Here is an 18676-nt window from a genome sequence, read left to right on the forward strand (position 1 = left end):
ACCGTGAAACAGATGAGCGCCAATGATAGTGAGCTTCCGCTCGCGAAAGTAGGTCACCGCCAGGCTCCCACACCAAAAACCCCCCGCAGCATACCGCTACGGGGGGTTTTTACGTCTACCAAATCAATCAATGAAAATTCAATATTAATTTTTCCTTCAAGCCATCCAATGACTTGAAATACATCTGCCTAGACCTCATCTCCTGATTTACGTTTTTCCTTATTTTGATCAGGAGTTTCAAGCATGTCCGAGTCTGCTACCGCGAACAACACGCAAAACCGCGAGACCCTCGGCTTCCAGACGGAAGTCAAGCAACTGCTGCATTTGATGATTCACTCCTTGTACAGCAACAAGGAAATTTTCCTGCGCGAGTTGGTATCGAATGCCTCCGACGCCTGCGATAAATTGCGCTTTGAAGCGCTCAATAACGCTTCTCTCTACGGCGATGATTCGGAACTCAAGATCCGCATCTCTTTTGACAAGGCGGCACGGACGATCACCATTTCTGATAATGGTATTGGTCTTTCGCGTGATGAGGCCGTCGCGCATCTCGGTACGATTGCCAAATCCGGGACCAAGGAGTTTTTCTCCGCCCTGACCGGCGATCAAGCCAAGGATGCTCACCTGATTGGCCAGTTTGGCGTTGGTTTCTATTCGTCCTTCATCGTTGCCGACAAGGTGACTGTCGTTTCTCGCCGGGCCGGTGTTGAAGCTGCCCAGGCCGTCTGCTGGGAGTCCGCCGGGGAAGGCGAATACAGCATCGAGATGGTCGAGAAGGCCTCGCGAGGCACGGATGTCACGTTGCATTTGCGTGAAGGTGAGGATGATTTCCTTAACGCCTGGAAATTGAAATCGATCATCCGCAAGTATTCCGACCACATCACTCTGCCGATCGTGATGAAGAAGGAAGAGTGGAAGGATGGTGAGCAGGTCCTGACCGATGAGGACGAAACGGTCAATCAGGCCAGCGCGCTGTGGGTACGCAGCAAGTCCGAGATCAGCGATGAGCAGTACACCGAGTTCTACAAGCACGTTGCGCATGACTTCGAAGATCCGCTGTGCTGGACGCACGCGCGTGTCGAAGGCAAGCAGGAATATACCCAACTGCTTTACATCCCGGCCCGCGCGCCGTTTGATTTGTGGGATCGCAATGCCCGCCACGGTATCAAGCTCTATGTGCGTCGCGTTTTCATCATGGACGATGCCGAACAACTGATGCCGCTTTACCTGCGTTTCGTGCGCGGGGTGGTCGATTCGGCCAATCTGCCGCTCAACGTGTCACGGGAAATCCTGCAACAGAGCAAGGATATCGACAATATCCGTAGCGGTTGCACGCGCAAGGTGCTGTCCATGCTCGAAGGTCTGGCCAACAGCGATGATGCGGTCGACCGTGAAAAATACGCAAAATTCTGGGAAGCTTTCGGTGCCGTCCTCAAGGAAGGCGTCGGTGAAGACCACGCCAACAAGGACAAGATCGCCGGACTGATCCGTTTTGCTTCGACCTATGGCGAAGGCGACAAGCAAGTCGTTTCGCTGGCTGATTACATTGGCCGCATGAAAGAAGGTCAGGAGAAAATTTACTACGTGACTGCCGATACATTCAACGCCGCGAAGAACAGTCCGCATCTGGAAATCTTCAAGAAGAAGGGTATTGAGGTCCTGTTGCTCTCAGACCGGGTGGATGAGTGGGTGGTGGGGCACCTGACCGAGTTCGAAGGCAAGTCGTTGCAATCTGTTGCTAAGGGCGGTCTGGATCTTGGCAAGCTGGAAGACGAGGAAGAAAAGAAGGAAGCAGAAAAGGCTGCGGATGAGTACAAGGATTTGCTGGAAAAGGTGAAGACTTCGCTGGGCGAGAAGGTCAAGGATGTTCGTGTCACGTATCGTCTGACCGATTCGCCATCCTGCCTGGTTTCCGATGAGCACGATCCTTCCGGTAATCTGGCGCGGATGCTGAAGGCGGCCGGTCAGGCTGCACCTAATGCCAAGCCGATTCTCGAAATCAACCCGAATCATCCGGCAGTGATGCGCCTGAAATATGAAGAAAATCGCTTCGATGACTGGGCTGCCCTGCTGTTTGAGCAGGCTACCCTTGCCGAAGGTGGCCAACTTGATGATCCGGCGGGTTTTGTCAGACGGATCAACGATTTGATGATGGCCCTGACGGGTAAGTAACAGAACAGAAAGTTAATAGGACGGGGCTACGGCCCCGTTTTTCATATGCAACCAGAAGATATTCAATTGCTGCTGATACGCAGCATGCCCTATGGCAAATATAAGGGGCGGCTGATTGCCGATCTTCCTGCGCATTATCTGGGCTGGTTTGCCCGCGAAGGTTTTCCTTCTGGAGAGTTGGGCCGGCTACTCGCGCTGATGTATGAACTGGACCATAATGGACTGCTCGGTTTGCTTGATCCGCTGCGGGCGGGCATCAAGAACCGGAGCACGAACTGAGCAAAAAATAGCGAAAGATTAAATTGCCATGACGAAGGATGGAATCAACGATCATCGCCTGACGCTGCCGGAAGTTCTCGACATGATGCTGGCGGACGGCCTCGTGGAGGCCGATGTGGCGAATGCCCTGAAAATCGAGCGGCGGGTGCATGGCAACAAGACGCATCCGCTGGTGGTCATTGCCGATCAAAAATGGCGTACCACCCAGTTGCCAGTCAAGATGATGACGCTTGAATGGTTGACCGAATGGCTGGCGGGGCATTGTGGGCTCGACTATCTGCATATCGATCCCCTGAAAATTGATTTCACTGGGGTGGCCGATGTCATGTCCAGCGCCTATGCCGCCCGGTTTGGCATTCTGCCTGTCCAGGTGACGACGCGCGAGATCGTCATTGCAACGGCTGAGCCTTTCATGCGCGAATGGGCGGAAGAGTTACGGCAGATTTTGCGTAAGGATATTCGGCGGGTGATGGCTAATCCGGAGGATGTCAGCCGCTATCTGGTCGAGTTCTTTAATCTGGCAAAATCGGTCAAGAAGGCTGCCGCCAAAGGTGATGTTACTGCTGGTTTGTCGAGCTTCGAGCAATTGGTCGAGTTGGGCAAAGGTAATCGTCAGTTCGATGCCAACGATCAGCACATCGTCCATATTGTGGATTGGCTGTGGCAGTACGCTTTCGATCAGCGGGCATCGGACATCCACGTGGAGCCGCGGCGCGATCTGGGTATCGTACGTTTTCGTATTGATGGCGTGCTGCATCAGGTGTACCAGATTCCGATGGCGGTGATGAACGCGATGACCAGTCGCATCAAGTTGCTGGGCCGGATGGATGTGATCGAAAAGCGGCGCCCGCAGGACGGCCGGATCAAGACGCGTACCCCGGCTGGTCAGGAAGTCGAACTGCGTCTGTCGACCTTGCCGACGGCCTTCGGTGAGAAGCTGGTGATGCGTATTTTCGACCCGGAAGTCCTGGTCCGTGATTTCCGCTCGCTCGGTTTTTCCCAGGAAGACCAGGCGCGCTGGCAACAGATGACGGAAGCGCCAAACGGCATTGTGCTGGTTACCGGCCCGACTGGTTCAGGCAAGACGACGACGCTGTATACGACGCTCAAGCAATTGGCGACGCCGGAAGTCAATGTGTGCACCATCGAAGATCCGATTGAAATGGTTGAATCGGCGTTCAATCAGATGCAGGTGAATCACGGCATCGAACTGGGGTTTGCCGATGGGGTGCGGGCCTTGATGCGACAGGATCCGGATATCGTCATGATTGGCGAAATTCGTGATCTCGAAACTGCAGAAATGGCCATTCAGGCGGCGTTGACCGGCCATTTGGTACTGTCGACCCTGCACACCAACGATGCACCGTCGGCGATAACGCGTTTGCTTGATCTCGGCGTACCCGCTTATTTGATCAGTTCGACCTTGTTGGGCATCATGGCGCAACGCTTGGTGCGCACCTTGTGTCCGCATTGCAAGAAGAGTGCGCCGATCACCGATGAAGAGCGCGTTGCCTGGCGTTCGTTGGTGCATCCGTGGAAAGCCGCCGAACCGGCTCAGGTTTTCCACGCAGTCGGTTGCCTGGAGTGCCGGATGACCGGCTACAGCGGGCGTATCGGGGTTTATGAGATTTTGCTCAATACACCTGAGACGCGCCGGATGATCAAGCCGGGAGCCGAGATTCCAAAAATTCGCGAGCAGGCATTCCGTGAAGGCATGCGCCCGCTGCGTGTTTCCGGTGCATTGAAGGTGGCGCAAGGCGTCACGACCCTGGAAGAACTGATCAAGCTGGTCCCACCGGCGGATGACGATAACTAGCGCCGCACCTCAGTGACTGGATCTTAATAATTCCCGTTGTAGCCGGGAATGCCAACAAACGGGGGCAAACGGCCGACCAGGCTTTCCAGCATGATCAATTCATGATCGGTATGGTTGAGCATTGGGGCGGGGAGTATGAGCTGTTGGCCGCCTGCCGTTAGATAGACCGGCATGTCGTGGTGGCGCGTTTCGATGGTTTTCTGATGCTTTTCATCGGCGATTGACGCGATATCGGCCGTGCCATAGCACAGGCAAAAATAAACCTCGTCTGCCGTCGATTCGATATAGCAACCTGTGCCGCGAATGCCGATTGTTGCGGTCGACGTCTCGATTCGCTTGTTTCCCTTGCCAAATACGGTCAGTAGTTTGCCACTCAGAATGCGCAGGCCATTTTTCAGGATGTCGCCAGCCACGGCAACGACCGAGTTATCGCGCTGCAGGTAGGCATCCTGGCCGATCACGTAAATCGCTTCGCTGTCCGGTCCCGTGGTTACGGTATCTCCTGCCTTGACCAGCATGCCTTCGCGCGCAGGCTGGCCATTCAGCTTGACTTCGCCCTTGATTTTGTAAAAGCCGGGGGGCGCCAGTTTCGCTCCCGCAGCCCAAGCCGATTGCAGGCTTGTCAGGCGCTCGGCAATGATCACGGCAGCCATGCTTTTCAACAGATTTCGACGTTGCATTTTCACTCCTGATTGAGGGTCGACCGCAATATTCGTGCGATCAAAGCAAGCTGGCCTTGCGGCGTATCGTATCGACGTAGGCCAGCGCATCCATCGGCTGGCCTTCACGCTGGGCACGCCAGATGGTTTCGCCTAGACATTCGAGCAATACATGCTCCGCGTCATGCGCTTCCATGCGGCTGCGCAATAGTTCGAAAGCTGCCCGTATGCCGGGGGGCTGATCGATGCTGGTCTGTTCATGGATCGCCAGATGCAGGGACAGGTGCAGGAAAGGATTCATCTGGCCACCTTCCGGCGCCCAGTCCTGCTCGACGGCAAGTTCGGGATTATTCAACAGCGCATGGTATTCCGGGTGACGGGCGGCAATATCGGCTGCAGTGACTTCGGCGCCGACCAGCGGTAGACGGTCGACATGTTTTTTCCAGGCCGTACAGAAAAATTGACGGACTTGATCACGGGTGGGATTGAACATCGCTTCTTTCGTAAAGCAGGGTAAAAATGGCATTCTGGAACTGTTGTTTGCCTTTGGCCGCAGGCACGATCCGGCTCAAGTAGTGGAGTATCGGGAAAAAGTTCGGGGAAGGCCAGCAAAGCTGATGCAGTGCTGGGCGAGCAGGCCATTCGCCGGGTAGGGCTCCCGCTTTCACGCACTTTTACCCCGAAAACCGCAGAGGTCGAAAACGACGCAACGCGAACATTCCGGCTTGCGTGCCTTGCAGATATAGCGGCCGTGGAGGATCAGCCAGTGATGGGCATCCTTCATGAACTCAGGGGGAGTAACACGCAGCAGCTTTTTCTCCACGTCGAGCACGGTTTTTCCAGGAGCCAGACCGGTGCGGTTACCGAGCCGGAAGATATGCGTATCCACCGCGATGGTGGGATGGCCGAAGGCTGTATTCAGCACCACATTGGCGGTTTTCCGGCCAACGCCCGGCAGGGCTTCGAGCGCTTCCCGATCATCCGGTACCTCACCACCATGTTGCTCGATCAGCATGCGACAGGTGGCAATGACGTTCTTTGCCTTGGTCCGGAACAGGCCGATGGTCTTGATGTATTCGGTCAGGCCAGCCTCGCCCAGAGCCAGCAGGCTGGCGGCATCGGGGGCAACCGGGAAAAGCCGTGCCGTTGCCTTGTTGACCCCGACATCGGTGGCTTGGGCCGACAGGATGACCGCGATCAATAACTGGAAGGGCGTTGCGTAATGCAGTTCGGTCGTCGGGGCGGGGTTGGCGTCGCGCAGGCGCAAATAGAACTGCTCAATGGTGGCTTTTTTCACGGCAATGTGGATTAGTCGATTGTCAGAATTTAAGGAATCGGCGATATTCGAAGAATAAATATTCTAACTGTAAGACAACCTGTGACTCAGGGATATCTCGGCTAACGGGATATGCTCTGATAAAACAGCGTTGCATACGGGATGCAGCTGTATTGCCGCCGCTTGGTGAAATCTCGTTCTTTGTCAGGTGTACGGATTTCGGGGAAGCAATGAAGAGATTTTTGCTGTTTGCACTGGTGTTTGTCGTGCTGCTTTTTTCTGTATGGATATCCCGTCCGGTTCGCGAAGAGCTGAGCACCACCCAGTCCGTATTCTCAACAGCGTTTGACGATGGCCTGCAGCCGCTGTTGCCCCTGCCGGTGCCGTCCGAACAGCCATTACTGCGTGTTTCGCTGGGGGCGCGGCTTTTTTCGGATACCCGATTGTCGGCCGATTACTCGATTGCCTGCGTTAGCTGCCATCGCTTCGATCTCGGTGGGACCGACGGGCGTCGGGTTTCCATCGGTATTCAAGGAGGGCGGGGTGGAATCAATGCGCCCAGTGTGTTCAATAGTGGCCTTTCGTTTGTCCAGTTCTGGGATGGTCGTGCCGTCAGTTTGCAGGCGCAGGTTGCCGGCCCCATTCATAACCCGCTGGAAATGGGTTCGTCATGGCGCATCGTGCTGGAGCGTCTGGCTGCCGATGAGGCTGTTCACCGGGATTTCGTTGCCGCCTATCCGGATGGCCTTACAGCGGAAAACGTGGCCGATGCGATCGCCAGCTTCGAGCGTTCGCTGCTGACGGTCGACGCACGTTTTGATCGTTATTTGCGCGGGGAGACTAATGCCCTGAACGCACTCGAGATCGAAGGTTATCGACACTTCCGAGAATTTGGCTGCATCAGTTGTCATCAAGGTGTTTTGCTGGGAGGCAACATGTTCCAGAAGTTCGGCGTGCTGGGGGATTACTTTGCCGGACGCAGCATTACCCAGGCCGATCTTGGCCGATATAACGTCACCGGCCGTGACGAAGATCGACATGTCTTCAAGGTGCCCAGCTTGCGCAATGTCGCGCTGACGGCGCCCTATTTTCACGATGGTTCGGCCAATTCGTTGGGGAAGGCCGTGGCGGAGATGGGGCGCTACCAATTGGGGCGGAAGCTTTCGGATGATGCGATCAAGGCAATCGTTGCCTTCCTCGATACGCTGACCGGACAACAGCCGATCCAGAGTGCCGTGCAATGACCGAGCGGATGAAGGCTTACCATCCCTGGCAGATTCTCGTGATCCTGCTCTTGACTGCACTGGTGACCGGCTTGTTTTTCAAGGCTGGCGTGGTGTCGCCGGAGGCGCATTATCGCTATGCCAGAACACTGCGTCAGTTTCAGCAACTGGACGAGCAGCTGAACTCGACCGTTGTCGCAAGTTATGCCGGTCTGGTGCAGAACTACGACGGGATGGCGCGTTATCTCGGGAAGTTGCGCGAAACCGGGGAGAGCATGCGGGATATGCCGGACTGGCTTGAGGAAAGCGAGCGAATAAAAATCGCCCAGCAGATTGATTCGTTGATGGCGGTTTACGAAGAAAAATCCATTGAGGTGGATCGTTTTCAGCGCGCCAATTCGGTGCTGCGCAATTCCATCCTGTACTTGCCGCAAGCCGCCGAAGCCGTACTGGCGCAACAAAGCGTGGCTCAAAAAGATGAATTCGAAGATTTCATCCGGCGCCTGATCGGCTCCAGTCTCGCCCGTAATCTGGACGAAACGGACGCGCAGCGCCTGCACGCCGACCTGGCACGCTTGCGTAAGCTCATTCGGCCGACGGATTATGAATTAAGCATGAATCAGGTGCTCATCCACGCTGAACTCATCATGGAGCGCAGTCCGGAAGTCGAAGGTCTGGTCAACAAGATTGTCCGTATCCCCATAACGCCGTTGCACGAGCAGGTCATGCGGGCTTACCTGGAGGCCTACCAGGCCGCAACCGACCGGGCCGCGCGTTACCGGGTGCTGCTTTACGCCGTTTCATTATTGCTCGTGGGTTATGCGTTGTATGCGCTGTTCCGCATTGACCGCGATCGTCGGGCATTGCGCCGGGCGCATGCAGATCTGGCGGAGCGCTATGAAGCCCAGCGGCGGGCAGAAGATGAATTGCGTCTTTATGGCACGGTGTTCACCCACGCGGCAGAAGGCATGACGATTACCGATGCGCAATCGCGAATTGTTGCGGTCAACCCGGCTTTTTGCGCAATAACCGGTTATTCGCCGGATGAGGTTATCGGGCGTACGCCGGCATTGCTGAATTCCGGGCGGCAGGGGGAAGATTTCTACCGGCACATGTGGGCTGCCTTGCAGGAAACTGGCTTGTGGCAGGGTGAAATATGGAATCGCCGCAAGGATGGCGGAATCTTCCCGGAGTGGCTGTCGATTGCGGCCGTGCGTGATCGGGCTGGTGAATCGAAACATTATATTGGCGTGTTTACGGATATCTCGGAGCGCAAGGAAAGTGAGGCTCAGATCCACCATCTGGCTCACCATGATGCTCTGACCGGTCTGCCCAACCGTTTGCTGCTTGAAGACCGGATCGAGCAGGGCATGCTGATGTCGCGGCGTGCCGGTCGCCAGATGGCAATCATCTTTATCGATCTCGACCGTTTCAAGAACATCAACGATACCCTCGGTCATGAAGTGGGTGACAACCTGCTGATCCAGGCTGCGGAGCGAGGCCGTGCCGTGTTGCGCGACACCGATACGCTGTGCCGCCTTGGCGGTGACGAGTTTGTCGCGGTGTTGCCGCAACTGGAGAATTGCCAGGATGCCGCACACATCTGCCGGAAAATGCTGGCTGCTTTGTGTCAGCCCTACCTGCTTGCCGGTCACGAATTGACGGTCAGCGGCAGTGCCGGCATTGCGCTCTATCCGGATGACGGGGAAAGCGTTTCCGAACTCCTGCGCAAGGCCGATGCGGCGATGTACCGCGCCAAGGAAGACGGTCGAAACACCTTCTGGTATTTCTCGGCGGAAATCAATACGGCGACGCTGGGCGAACTGTTGCTCGAAAATGACTTGTTCGGTGCGCTGGAACGCGATGAATTACTCATGTATTACCAGCCCAAGGTGGATGCTCAGCACGGCAAGATTGTCGCTGCCGAGGCCTTGATGCGTTGGCGTCACCGCGAACGCGGCTTGATCTCACCCACCCAGTTCATTCCGATGGCCGAAGAAAATGGCTTGATCAATGCCTTCGGCGAGTGGGCGATCCGCAAGGTTTGCGCCCAGCAACGGGCCTGGCTGGATGCCGGCTTGCTGGTCGTGCCGGTGGCGGTCAATATTTCTGCACATCAGTTTGCCCAACAGGATCTGCCCAACATGCTGGCCCATGTGCTGGCCGAATATGGTTTGCCGCCCCAACTGATCGAGCTTGAGCTGACTGAATCCTTGCTCATGCGCAATTCGACGCTGGCGGCCAGCGTGCTGCAAACCTTGCACAAGATGCACATTCAAGTCGCGATTGACGACTTCGGCACAGGCTACTCGTCGCTCAGTTACCTGCACCAGTTCCCGGTCCAGCAACTGAAAATTGATCGCAGTTTTGTCAGCCTGATTGACGAACAGGGTGAGAGTGTCCGGCTGGCTTCGGCCATCATCGCCATGGCCCACGAACTCGGTTTGACGGTGATCGCCGAAGGGGTGGAAAACGAAGCGCAGCGTCGTTATCTGGCTGAGCATGGCTGCGATGAGTTTCAGGGGTATCTTTTCGGTCGACCGCAAGTGCCGGATGCTTTCGGCAAACTGCTGGCGCAGCGGGTACTCGGCAACGCCGCCTGAGCCAGCCGGCGGCTATTTCTGCCGGTGAACCTTTATCGGCGAGCCATCCAGGCTGCGCGCCCGTAACTGGCCGCAGCCGCCATCGACATCCTGCCCGGCCGAATTGCGTACCGTGGTGCGGATGCCCTTGCCGTGCAGGTATTTGGTCAGCGCAGTGATTTTTTCGAAGCTGGGACGTTGGTAGGCGAGCGCTGCCGTCACGTTGTACGGAATCAGGTTCATGATCGCGTACTTGCCGGTGAGCAGGCGGACGATGCCATCCATTTCCTGCTGGCTGTCGTTGACCCCGTCGATCAGGGTCCATTGGTACTGGATTGGATAGCCAGTTTGCCGGGCGAAGGTTTCGGCCAGTTCCACCAGGTCGACCGGAGAAATACGCGGTGCCTTGGGCAGCAATTGGGCACGCAGCCCGGCATCGGTGCTGTGCAGTGAAATCGCCAGTGCCGGCACGACGCGCTCCTGCGGCAGCCGCTCGAAAACCCGCAAGTCGCCCACCGTGGAAAACACCAGATTCTTGTGTCCGATGGCGCCAGCCGTTCCCAGCAGGTCGATGGCTTCCAGCACGTTATCGAGATTGTGCGACGGCTCGCCCATGCCCATGAAAACCACCCGTTTGACCGCTCGGCGACTGCGTGCCAGCACGACCTGGGCCACCATCTCGGCGCTGCTGACCTGGCGCAGCAGGCCATCGCGGCCGGTCATGCAGAAGGTACAGCCCACGGCACAGCCGACCTGGGTCGAAATGCACAAGCCATCGCGTGGCAGCAGGACGCTTTCCACCGTCTGCCCATCGGCCAGTTCGACCAGCAGGCGGGCACCGTCATCGCCCGGATGTTCGGAAATCACGCGGGCGAGATCAGCCAGCGTCCGGGTCAGCTCGGGCAAGCCATTGCGCACCGAGAGTGGTAAATAATTTTCCGCGGCCTGGCGTTTTGCCCCGGCGTCGAGCGGTTTCGCCTGCAACCAGGCGCGCAGCACGCGTTCGGCGTGGGCCGGATTGGCGCCGAGCTGAGCCAGTTGTTGACGAAGATCGGCGATTTGCATGCCGGCTTGGGGCTGACTGTCGGCTGAGCGTCGGCTCAACCGAGCGCTTCGGCCGGTGCCGCCGGTGGTGCGACAGGTGGTGCCTGACGCTTGGCGCGTTCGGCAGCGCGGGCATCCATCCAGTTTTTCCAGGCAATCATGCAGCCGAGCAGAATGAAGGCGCCGGGCGGCAGCAGGCCGAGCAGGAAACCCGGATAGCTTTCCGGCAGCACCTGGATCGGGCTGAGTGCCGGGAACACCATGTCGATGCCGCCCAGCAGCGTGCCGCTGCTGATGAATTCCCGCATCGCACCGAGTACGGCCAAGGTCCACAGCATGCCCAGGCCCATGAAAACACCGTCCATCGTCGAGTTGAGCGGCGGATTTTTTGCAGCAAAGGCTTCAACCCGGGCCAGCACGATGCAGTTGGTGACGATCAGCGGAATGAAAATGCCCAGCACCACGTACAACTCGTGCAAATTGGCATTGAACAGCAGGTCGACCACAGTAACCAGCGCGGCAACGATCAGGATGAAGACCGGAATGCGGATTTCGTGCGGAATCAGGTTGCGCAGCGAGGCCACGGCGACGTTGGCCAGTGCCATGACGATGATGGTGGCCAGCGAGAGCATGACCCCGTTGACCATGTTGGTCGTCACGGCGAGCAGCGGGCACAGGCCGAGCACCTGGCCGAGCGAGGTATTTTGTTTCCACAGGCCGTTGCGGGCGATGGTGGCGAGTTCGTCGCGGGTCATTATTCCTTGCCTCCCGAGAACAGGTGGTCACGTTCGCGATCGGCCCAATGCACTGCCTTGAGAACGGCTTTGGCAATGGCGCGCGGGCTGACGGTCGCACCGGCGTAATAATCGATCTGGCCGCCATCTTTCTTGACGCGCCATGCCTTGTCCGGCGTGCTGGCTAGCGCCAGGCCGGTGAATTGGGTAATCCAGGGGCGTTCCTTGTTCTTGTCTTTCTTCGGCTCGATGTAATCGCCCAGCCCCGGTGTTTCCTTGTGCTGCGTCACGCGCACGCCAGCCACCGTGCCATCGTGGCGCACGGCGATCAGGAGTTTGATGCGCCCGGCGTAACCATCGTTGGCAGCGGCTTCGAAGATCATGGCGCTGGGCTGGCCATTTTTGGTTGCCAGGTAAACCGTGCTTGGTTCCTTCAAGCCAAGTTCGGCTGTCGGCGGCAGCATGAGGCTGCTCCCGAGCAATGCGTTGTCGTAGTCGCCAGCGGGTAGAACTTCGTTGAGCAGCTTCATCTTTTCGTCGAGCGCCGAAGCTTCGATAGCCGGCCGGGTCCACAGGTAGGCGCCGGAGAGCAGGGCGGTGAAGACGATGACGAAAATGAACAGGATGGCCGCCGTGCGCGCAGCCATGGCGGGAGCCGTGAATTCGCGGGGCGTGCTGGTCATGGCTGATTACCCTTCATGCCGAAAATGCGCGGCTGGGTCAGCTGATCGATCAGCGGTGCCGACAGGTTCATCAGCAAGACGGCGAAAGCCACACCGTCCGGATAGCCGCCAAAGACACGGATGACGTAAGCCAGCAGACCGGCGCCGAAGCCGAAGATCAACTTGCCGCGCGGTGTCGTACAGCCGGAAACCGGGTCGGTGATGATGAAGAAGGCGCCCAGCATGGTGCCGCCGGAGAACAGGTGGAACAGCGGGTTGGCAAAACTGGCCGGCTGGTACAGCCAGAGCGCACCGGAAAGCAGAACGATGGCGCCCAGGAAGGCGACCGGCGAGTGCCAGGTAATCAATTTACGCTGCCACAGCCATAGTCCGCCGAACAGATAACCCGCGGCGACCCATTCCCAGCCGCGCCCGGCGAAATTGCCATAAATGTCCTGATTGGCTAGCAGGTGGGCAACATCGATCTGGCTGTCGCCCAGTTTCAGTGCCGTCTTCAGCGAGTCGAGCGGGGTTGCGCCGGACAGGGCATCGATGCGCGGCAACTGGCCGAGAATGACGCTCAACTGGTCGGTCAAGGGCATCTGCAGGCCAATGCTGGGCCATTGCGACATCAATGCCGGGAAGGAGACGATGCAGGCAGCAAACGCGACCATTGCCGGGTTGAACGGATTCTGGCCGAGCCCGCCGTAAAGATGCTTGGCGATCAGAATGGCGAACAGGGTGCCGGTTACCACCAGCCACCAAGGCGCAAGCGGCGGGAAAGTCAGGGCAATCAGCCAGGCAGTGACGATGGCCGAACCATCGGACAGGAACATCGCCAGTGGCTTGCCGCGCAGTTTCAGCATGAAGGCTTCGGCGGCGATGGCGGCCAGCGAGGCAATGGCCAGCTGGAACACAATGGCCGGGCCGACCAACCAGATATAGGCGGCAATGCCCGGGATCAGTGCCAGGCAGACTTGGGTCATCACCTGGCTGACACTGGTGTCCTTGAGCAGGAAGGGCGCGGGGGCGAACATCATTCAGTTTTCGCTTCGGTGGGTGTTGCCGGGCTTGCCGCTGCGTCGGCAATGCCGGCCTGTTGGCGACGCGCCTCGATTTCGGCCAGATCGTGCGCTTGTTGCGCGCTCAGTTCGTCGGTATTTTTCGGTTGCGCTGCTTCGCGCTGGGCTTTGGCGCGGGCCATGGCGGCGGCGATAGCGGCCTTTTTGGCCTCTGCGGCAGCGTCGATCGTACGGTCAGCTGTTGCTTCTGTGGTCCTAGGGCCAGCCGTTGTTTCTATGGTCCTGGGGCCAGCCGTTGCCTTTGTGGATGAAACATCTGAGGCTGCGCCGGGTGCATCGCCAGCGGCTGCCGCCGCAGCTTCTGCTGCCTTCTTGGCGGCCTGGGCCGCCGCAGCCTTGGCCAGCTTTTCGGCCTTCTCGGCCTTTTCCCGTTCTTCACGGAACTGCTTGAATTCGAAGCGCGTCTTGGCTTCGTCGGCCGCCTTCTTCTCGCGTTCGCGCGCCCAGATTTCGCTCTTGGCAAAACGGAAATACTGGACCAGCGGAATGCGCGACGGACAGACGTAGGAGCAGCAACCGCATTCGATACAGTCGAAAATCTTGTATTGCTGGGTCTTGCCGAAATCCTTGGCGCGGGCATGCCAGTACAGCTCGAACGGTTGTAGTTCGTGCGGGCAGGCGCGGGCGCAGGCACCGCAGCGGATGCACGGCATTTCCGGCGCCTTGGGCGGGAACAGGCGTTCCGAGCGGGCAATCAGGCAGTTGGTCGCCTTGACGACCGGCGCGTCTGCTTGCGGAATCAGGAAGCCCATCATCGGTCCGCCCATGATGATGCCGTCGGTATCCGGATGTGGTTGTGCCAGTTTGAGCAGTTCGCTCATCGGCGTGCCGATCAGCACCTCGTAATTGCGCGGCGTGTGAACATTGCCGGTGAGGGTGACCAGACGCGACACCACCGGTTCGCCGTGCGCAATGGCCCGCCAAGCCGTGTAAGCAGTGGCGACGTTGAAACACTGCACGCCGAGATCGGTTGAGCGCTTCGCGGCGGGGACTTCCTTGCCGGTCAGGACGCGGATCAATTGTTTGGCACCGCCAGCCGGGTACAACGTCGGTATCTGGATAACCAAAAACGGCTCGCCCAGCGCGTCGACCGCAGCACGCATGGCGGCGGCAGCTTCCGGTTTGTTGTCTTCGATGCCGATCAGGACTTTTTTCGGTTGCAGCAGATCGCGGAAAACGCCGATGCCGCGCACGACTTCCTCGGCGCGCTCGCGCATCAGCAAATCATCGCAGGTGATGAAGGGTTCGCATTCGGCTCCGTTGATCACCAGTTCGTCCATCGGCACGGTCTTTGATGCGGTCAACTTGCCGTGGGTCGGAAAAACGGCGCCGCCCAGGCCAACCACGCCGGCCTGTTGCAGATGTTCCCGCACTGCTTCCGGCGTCAGCGCGGCGTAATCCAGTGGCGTGCGGGCAATCCATTCATCCTTGCCATCCGGTTCGATGACGACGCACAACGAATCAAGGCCCGACGGATGCGGCTGGATATGCATTGCGACTTCGACGACGGTACCCGAGGTCGGTGCATGCACGGCGGCTGACAGCCAGCCGTCGGCCTGGCCGATCAACTGGCCCTTCAATACCTTGTCGCCTGCTTCGACCACCGGGCGCGGCGTGCCACCGATACTCTGGTGCAGCGGAACGACCAGACGCGACGGCAGCGGAGCCGGCGCAATCGGCAGCGTGACTGATTGCGTCTTGTTGGATGGCGGCTTGACGCCACCGTAGAACTTGAACAGCTTGTTCAGCATCACGCGGCTTCCTCCGCGGCTACCGCTTTGAGCGGGGCGGGCTTGATCTCGACGACCGGATATTTCCATTTCCAGTTATCCAGCGTTTCCGGGATGATTTCCATGTGGATGCATTCGACCGGGCAGGGCGGCAGACACAGTTCGCAACCCGTACATTGTTTGGCGATGATCGTGTGCATCTGCTTGGCCGCGCCGACGATGGCGTCGACCGGGCAGGCCTGGATGCACAGCGTGCAGCCGATGCAGGTGTTTTCGTCGATGATGGCGATCTGCTTCGGCTTTTCCTCGGCTTCCAGCGGCTTGACCTCGCGGCCAAGCAGGTCGGCCAGACGTTGCACGCCTTCCATGCCGCCCGGCGGGCACAGGTTGATGTCGCATTCATCCTTGGCGATGGCTTCGGCGTAGGGCTTGCAGCCTGGGTAGCCACATTGGCCACACTGGGTCTGTGGCAGGATGGCTTCGATTTTTTCGACCAGCGGGTCACCTTCGACCTTGAACTTGACCGAGGCAAAACCCAGCGTGGCGCCCAGGACGACGGCGCCGAGGGCCATGATGGCGATGGCGAGCAGGATATCCATTACTGATACTTGTCCAGGCCGGCAAAGCCCATGAAAGCCAGTGCCATCAAGCCGGCGGTCACCATGGCAATGGCTGCGCCGCGGAAATGCACTGGGACGTCGGCGCCCTCGATGCGTTCGCGTATGCCGGCGAAAAGGATCAGCACCAGCGAGAAACCGACCGCACTACCGGCGCCGAACAGCAGCGATTCGACGAAGTTGTAACCGTAGGCGATGTTGATCAGTGGCACACCGAGCACGGCGCAATTGGTGGTGATCAGCGGCAGGTAGATGCCAAGCGTTTGTTGCAAGGTTGGCGAGGTCTTGGCAATGACCATTTCGGTCAATTGGACGATGGCCGCGATGGTGACGATGAAGGACAGCGTGCGGAGGTATTCCAGCCCGAAGGGAATGAGCAGGAAATGGTCGATGATGTAGCTTGAGCCAGTCGCCAGGGTCAGCACGAAGGTCGTCGCGGCGCCCATGCCGTAAGCGGTTTCCAGCTTTTTGGAAACGCCCATGAAGGGGCAAAGACCGAGAATCTTCACCAGCACGACATTGTTGACCAGTACCGCGCCGACGAGGATGAATAGGTAGTGGCTCATGATGGGCTAGGGAGCTAGGGCCGCCATTATCCGGCTTTGCTGCAGCGCGAACAACCGGTCATTTTTTATGGCTTTATGCACTTTTCCGCCGGATTGCGGCAGCGGCAGCATCGGCCATTTCGCCGATCAGTGCCGGGCCGCCGTAAATGAAGCCGCTGTACACCTGGACCAGGCTGGCGCCGGCCTCGATTTTGGTTGCCGCCTGCTCGCCGCGGGTAATCCCGCCGACGCCGATGATCGGTACTTCGCCGGCCAGCGCGCCGGATAATTTGCGCAAAACATCGGTTGACCGCAGAAATACCGGTGCGCCGGACAAACCGCCGGTTTCGTTGCCGTTCGGCAGGTTTTCGACACCATCGCGCGACAGCGTGGTGTTGGTGGCGATGACGCCGTCGAAACGATGCCGGCGCAAGGCATCGGCAATCGCCGTAATCTGCGTGTCGTCGAGATCGGGGGCAATCTTCAGGGTCATCGGCACGTACTTGCCGTGCTGGTCGGCCAGCTTTTGCTGGCGCTGTTTCAGTTGTGCCAGTAGGTCGTCGAGCGCCTCGTCCTTTTGCAGTTCGCGCAGGTTCTTGGTATTCGGCGATGAAATATTGACGGTGATGTAGCTGGCGTCGTTGTACACCTTGTCGAGGCAGATCAGGTAATCGTCGGCCGCTTTTTCCATCGGTGTCGTTGCGTTCTTGCCGATGTTGATACCGAGAATGCCGCCGCGTTTCGGGAATTGCGCCGCGCGCACATTGAACAGCAACTGGTCGACGCCGGCATTGTTGAAACCCATCCGGTTGATGATGCCCTGCGCTTCCGGGATGCGGAACAGGCGCGGTTTCGGATTGCCTTCCTGCGGGCGCGGCGTGATCGTGCCGATCTCGATGAAGCCGAAACCCAGTCCGGCCAGCGCGTCGATGTGCTCGCCGTTCTTGTCCAGACCGGCGGCCAGACCGACCGGATTGGGGAAGGTCAGGCCCATCACCTCGACCGGGCAGGCCGTGACCGGTTTGGCCAGCAGGCCGAGCATACCGGCCGATTCGAGGAAGGACATGCCGGTGAGGCCGATGCCGTGCGCCTTTTCGGCGTCCAGCGCGAAGAAGAATTTGCGGATGAGCGGATAGAGCATAGTGGGCGGCATTTTAGCGCATTGGCGCTGGCTGCGCCCGGCCAAAACGTCGTGTTTATGCGCTAGCCGCCAAGCTGGCGCAGGCCGAGCAAAACCGCCATGCCGGCGATGAACGGCAGCCAGGGATTGCGCGACCACAGGGCTGTGGCGACGGCGGCAATGCCGCCACCCAGCTTGGCATTGAGCACATCGATGGTGTCGTTCACCACCAGCATGTCGGGGGCGACAATCGCCGCCAGCGCGGCAGCCGGTGCGTAGCGCAAGGCGCGCTGCAGTGTCGCCGGCAGCGCAACGCGATTGCCCAGGACGATGAAGCTGGCGCGGGGCAGGGTGGTGGCCAGACCGATCAGCAAAAAGATCAGCCATAAGGACGTATCGTTCATGCCTCGTCTATCCCTGTTTCCTGCGGTGTTCGAGATGTTCGGCGGCAAAACCGGCGGCGATGCCCAGCACAATGGCGACGACCACACCCAAGCGCAAGGGCATGTTGCGCAGCAGCGTGGCGCTGGCGCCGCCGACCAGCGCGGCTATCAGCATCGGCCGGATGCGCGCCATCGGCACCAGCAGGACGATCAGCGCGATGGTCGCCATGAATTCCAGTGACCAGCTTTTCGGCACGATGGCCGCCGTGTAAATGCCGATCAGTGTGAAGCATTGCCAAAGCAGCCAGGACCACAGCGCGGGGGCGAGATAGTAGCCCAGCCGCCAGCGCGGTTCATCGACGTGCAGCATTTTGTCCAGGCAGGTGGCAAACACGCCATCGGTCAGCAGGTGGCCGGACAGCCAGCGGGCCGGCAGGCCGATGCCCCGAAAACCGGCGGCGATGGCGGCACTGAAAATGACGAAACGCAGGTTGAGCGCCAGCGCCGTGACGACGATCAGCCACAGCGGCGCTTCCGCAGCGATCAACGGCAGGGTGCCGAGCTGGGCGGTGCCGGCAAAGACAATGACGTTCATGCCCATCGCTTCCAGCGGTGAAAACCCCGTGCTGCTCATCGCCATGCCCATGACCAGCGCCCAGGGCACAAGGCCGACCGAGAACGGCAGGAAGGTGGCAAAGCCTTCGCGCGCGCCCTTAACGAACGGAGATGAAGTGTTGGTCCCGGTCGACATC

The 18676-nt window shown here is 58.8% G+C and carries 18 protein-coding genes; 5 read left to right on the forward strand and 13 right to left on the reverse strand.

From position 1 onward, the window contains the following. Positions 1 to 243 precede the first annotated feature (243 nt). Genes htpG through RCI20_RS15620 form a run of 3 tightly spaced genes read left to right on the forward strand, consistent with a single transcriptional unit; the run spans position 244 to position 4267 of the window. Positions 244 to 2172 (forward strand): molecular chaperone HtpG, encoded by a 1929-nt coding sequence (gene htpG / locus RCI20_RS15610; protein ID WP_306607116.1) that lies wholly within the window; start codon positions 244 to 246, stop codon positions 2170 to 2172. A gap of 45 nt (positions 2173 to 2217) precedes the next feature. Beyond that, positions 2218 to 2451: a DUF3820 family protein gene (locus tag RCI20_RS15615; RefSeq protein WP_306607118.1), complete on the forward strand. Its 234-nt coding sequence runs from the start codon at positions 2218 to 2220 to the stop codon at positions 2449 to 2451. A 28-nt stretch (positions 2452 to 2479) separates the two neighbouring features. Beyond that, positions 2480 to 4267 (forward strand): GspE/PulE family protein, encoded by a 1788-nt coding sequence (locus RCI20_RS15620; RefSeq protein ID WP_306607120.1) that lies wholly within the window; start codon positions 2480 to 2482, stop codon positions 4265 to 4267. 23 nt (positions 4268 to 4290) lie between these two features. Here the strand turns inward: RCI20_RS15620 and RCI20_RS15625 are convergent, their stop codons facing one another. The 3 genes from RCI20_RS15625 to nth form a co-directional block, all read right to left on the reverse strand. After that, positions 4291 to 4947: a hypothetical protein gene (locus tag RCI20_RS15625; protein WP_306607122.1), complete on the reverse strand. Its 657-nt coding sequence runs from the start codon at positions 4945 to 4947 to the stop codon at positions 4291 to 4293. A 40-nt stretch (positions 4948 to 4987) separates the two neighbouring features. After that, entirely contained in the window at positions 4988 to 5419 is a 432-nt protein-coding gene (locus tag RCI20_RS15630) for a DUF1841 family protein (RefSeq protein ID WP_306607125.1), read from the reverse strand. A gap of 171 nt (positions 5420 to 5590) precedes the next feature. After that, on the reverse strand, positions 5591 to 6223 hold the full coding sequence (gene nth / locus RCI20_RS15635) for an endonuclease III (protein ID WP_306607127.1): 633 nt from the start codon (positions 6221 to 6223) through the stop codon (positions 5591 to 5593). 209 nt (positions 6224 to 6432) lie between these two features. On the opposite strand from nth, the gene RCI20_RS15640 reads away from it, so the two are divergent. Then, on the forward strand, positions 6433 to 7446 hold the full coding sequence (locus RCI20_RS15640) for a cytochrome-c peroxidase (protein ID WP_306607129.1): 1014 nt from the start codon (positions 6433 to 6435) through the stop codon (positions 7444 to 7446). Beyond that, complete coding sequence (locus tag RCI20_RS15645) at positions 7443 to 10028, forward strand: EAL domain-containing protein (RefSeq protein ID WP_306607130.1); 2586 nt, start codon at positions 7443 to 7445, stop codon at positions 10026 to 10028. Before RCI20_RS15640 ends, RCI20_RS15645 begins: the two co-directional genes overlap by 4 nt. Positions 10029 to 10040: 12 nt before the next feature. Here the strand turns inward: RCI20_RS15645 and RCI20_RS15650 are convergent, their stop codons facing one another. The 10 genes from RCI20_RS15650 to RCI20_RS15695 all read right to left on the reverse strand — a co-directional run bounded on the left by RCI20_RS15650 (position 10041) and on the right by RCI20_RS15695 (position 18675). Beyond that, positions 10041 to 11072 (reverse strand): RNA methyltransferase, encoded by a 1032-nt coding sequence (locus RCI20_RS15650; protein ID WP_306607184.1) that lies wholly within the window; start codon positions 11070 to 11072, stop codon positions 10041 to 10043. A gap of 35 nt (positions 11073 to 11107) precedes the next feature. Further along, positions 11108 to 11806 carry an electron transport complex subunit RsxE gene (gene rsxE / locus RCI20_RS15655; protein WP_306607132.1) on the reverse strand — a complete coding sequence of 233 codons (699 nt, stop codon included), beginning with the start codon at positions 11804 to 11806 and terminating at the stop codon, positions 11108 to 11110. Next, positions 11806 to 12468, reverse strand: a complete 663-nt coding sequence (gene rsxG, locus RCI20_RS15660; protein ID WP_306607134.1) for an electron transport complex subunit RsxG — start codon at positions 12466 to 12468, stop codon at positions 11806 to 11808. The genes rsxE and rsxG overlap by 1 nt, the downstream gene beginning before the upstream one ends. After that, positions 12465 to 13487 (reverse strand): RnfABCDGE type electron transport complex subunit D, encoded by a 1023-nt coding sequence (locus RCI20_RS15665; protein WP_306607136.1) that lies wholly within the window; start codon positions 13485 to 13487, stop codon positions 12465 to 12467. The genes rsxG and RCI20_RS15665 overlap by 4 nt, the downstream gene beginning before the upstream one ends. Continuing rightward, positions 13484 to 15280, reverse strand: coding sequence for an electron transport complex subunit RsxC (gene rsxC / locus RCI20_RS15670; RefSeq protein WP_306607185.1), 1797 nt, complete (start codon positions 15278 to 15280; stop codon positions 13484 to 13486). The genes RCI20_RS15665 and rsxC overlap by 4 nt, the downstream gene beginning before the upstream one ends. Continuing rightward, the gene (rsxB, locus tag RCI20_RS15675; protein WP_373691532.1) at positions 15280 to 15858 is read right to left on the reverse strand and encodes an electron transport complex subunit RsxB; all 579 of its coding nucleotides are present in this window, start codon (positions 15856 to 15858) and stop codon (positions 15280 to 15282) included. Before rsxB ends, rsxC begins: the two co-directional genes overlap by 1 nt. Then, on the reverse strand, positions 15858 to 16442 hold the full coding sequence (gene rsxA / locus RCI20_RS15680; RefSeq protein ID WP_306607137.1) for an electron transport complex subunit RsxA: 585 nt from the start codon (positions 16440 to 16442) through the stop codon (positions 15858 to 15860). The genes rsxB and rsxA overlap by 1 nt, the downstream gene beginning before the upstream one ends. Positions 16443 to 16515: 73 nt before the next feature. Continuing rightward, positions 16516 to 17562, reverse strand: coding sequence for a quinone-dependent dihydroorotate dehydrogenase (locus RCI20_RS15685; RefSeq protein WP_306607189.1), 1047 nt, complete (start codon positions 17560 to 17562; stop codon positions 16516 to 16518). Positions 17563 to 17624: 62 nt separating this feature from the next. Then, complete coding sequence (locus RCI20_RS15690) at positions 17625 to 17945, reverse strand: AzlD domain-containing protein (RefSeq protein WP_306607139.1); 321 nt, start codon at positions 17943 to 17945, stop codon at positions 17625 to 17627. A gap of 7 nt (positions 17946 to 17952) precedes the next feature. Further along, positions 17953 to 18675, reverse strand: a complete 723-nt coding sequence (locus RCI20_RS15695) for an AzlC family ABC transporter permease (RefSeq protein ID WP_306607141.1) — start codon at positions 18673 to 18675, stop codon at positions 17953 to 17955. Position 18676 lies beyond the last annotated feature (1 nt).

Origin of the sequence: Azonexus sp., from assembly GCF_030824335.1 — a bacterium.
In the GTDB taxonomy this organism is placed as follows: domain Bacteria; phylum Pseudomonadota; class Gammaproteobacteria; order Burkholderiales; family Rhodocyclaceae; genus Azonexus.

What these genes read in the sequence shown, in the direction of transcription:
- RCI20_RS15695 (WP_306607141.1), bottom strand. Translation starts at nt 18,675, where the DNA reads ATGTCGACCGGGACCAACACTTCATCTCCGTTCGTTAAGGGCGCGCGC.
- RCI20_RS15615 (WP_306607118.1), top strand. Translation starts at nt 2,218, where the DNA reads ATGCAACCAGAAGATATTCAATTGCTGCTGATACGCAGCATGCCCTAT.
- RCI20_RS15620 (WP_306607120.1), top strand. Translation starts at nt 2,480, where the DNA reads ATGACGAAGGATGGAATCAACGATCATCGCCTGACGCTGCCGGAAGTT.
- RCI20_RS15625 (WP_306607122.1), bottom strand. Translation starts at nt 4,947, where the DNA reads ATGCAACGTCGAAATCTGTTGAAAAGCATGGCTGCCGTGATCATTGCC.
- RCI20_RS15645 (WP_306607130.1), top strand. Translation starts at nt 7,443, where the DNA reads ATGACCGAGCGGATGAAGGCTTACCATCCCTGGCAGATTCTCGTGATC.
- RCI20_RS15630 (WP_306607125.1), bottom strand. Translation starts at nt 5,419, where the DNA reads ATGTTCAATCCCACCCGTGATCAAGTCCGTCAATTTTTCTGTACGGCC.
- RCI20_RS15685 (WP_306607189.1), bottom strand. Translation starts at nt 17,562, where the DNA reads ATGCTCTATCCGCTCATCCGCAAATTCTTCTTCGCGCTGGACGCCGAA.
- htpG (WP_306607116.1), top strand. Translation starts at nt 244, where the DNA reads ATGTCCGAGTCTGCTACCGCGAACAACACGCAAAACCGCGAGACCCTC.
- RCI20_RS15640 (WP_306607129.1), top strand. Translation starts at nt 6,433, where the DNA reads ATGAAGAGATTTTTGCTGTTTGCACTGGTGTTTGTCGTGCTGCTTTTT.
- rsxE (WP_306607132.1), bottom strand. Translation starts at nt 11,806, where the DNA reads ATGACCCGCGACGAACTCGCCACCATCGCCCGCAACGGCCTGTGGAAA.
- rsxA (WP_306607137.1), bottom strand. Translation starts at nt 16,442, where the DNA reads ATGAGCCACTACCTATTCATCCTCGTCGGCGCGGTACTGGTCAACAAT.
- rsxB (WP_373691532.1), bottom strand. Translation starts at nt 15,858, where the DNA reads ATGGATATCCTGCTCGCCATCGCCATCATGGCCCTCGGCGCCGTCGTC.
- RCI20_RS15650 (WP_306607184.1), bottom strand. Translation starts at nt 11,072, where the DNA reads ATGCAAATCGCCGATCTTCGTCAACAACTGGCTCAGCTCGGCGCCAAT.
- RCI20_RS15690 (WP_306607139.1), bottom strand. Translation starts at nt 17,945, where the DNA reads ATGAACGATACGTCCTTATGGCTGATCTTTTTGCTGATCGGTCTGGCC.
- RCI20_RS15665 (WP_306607136.1), bottom strand. Translation starts at nt 13,487, where the DNA reads ATGATGTTCGCCCCCGCGCCCTTCCTGCTCAAGGACACCAGTGTCAGC.
- rsxC (WP_306607185.1), bottom strand. Translation starts at nt 15,280, where the DNA reads ATGCTGAACAAGCTGTTCAAGTTCTACGGTGGCGTCAAGCCGCCATCC.
- rsxG (WP_306607134.1), bottom strand. Translation starts at nt 12,468, where the DNA reads ATGACCAGCACGCCCCGCGAATTCACGGCTCCCGCCATGGCTGCGCGC.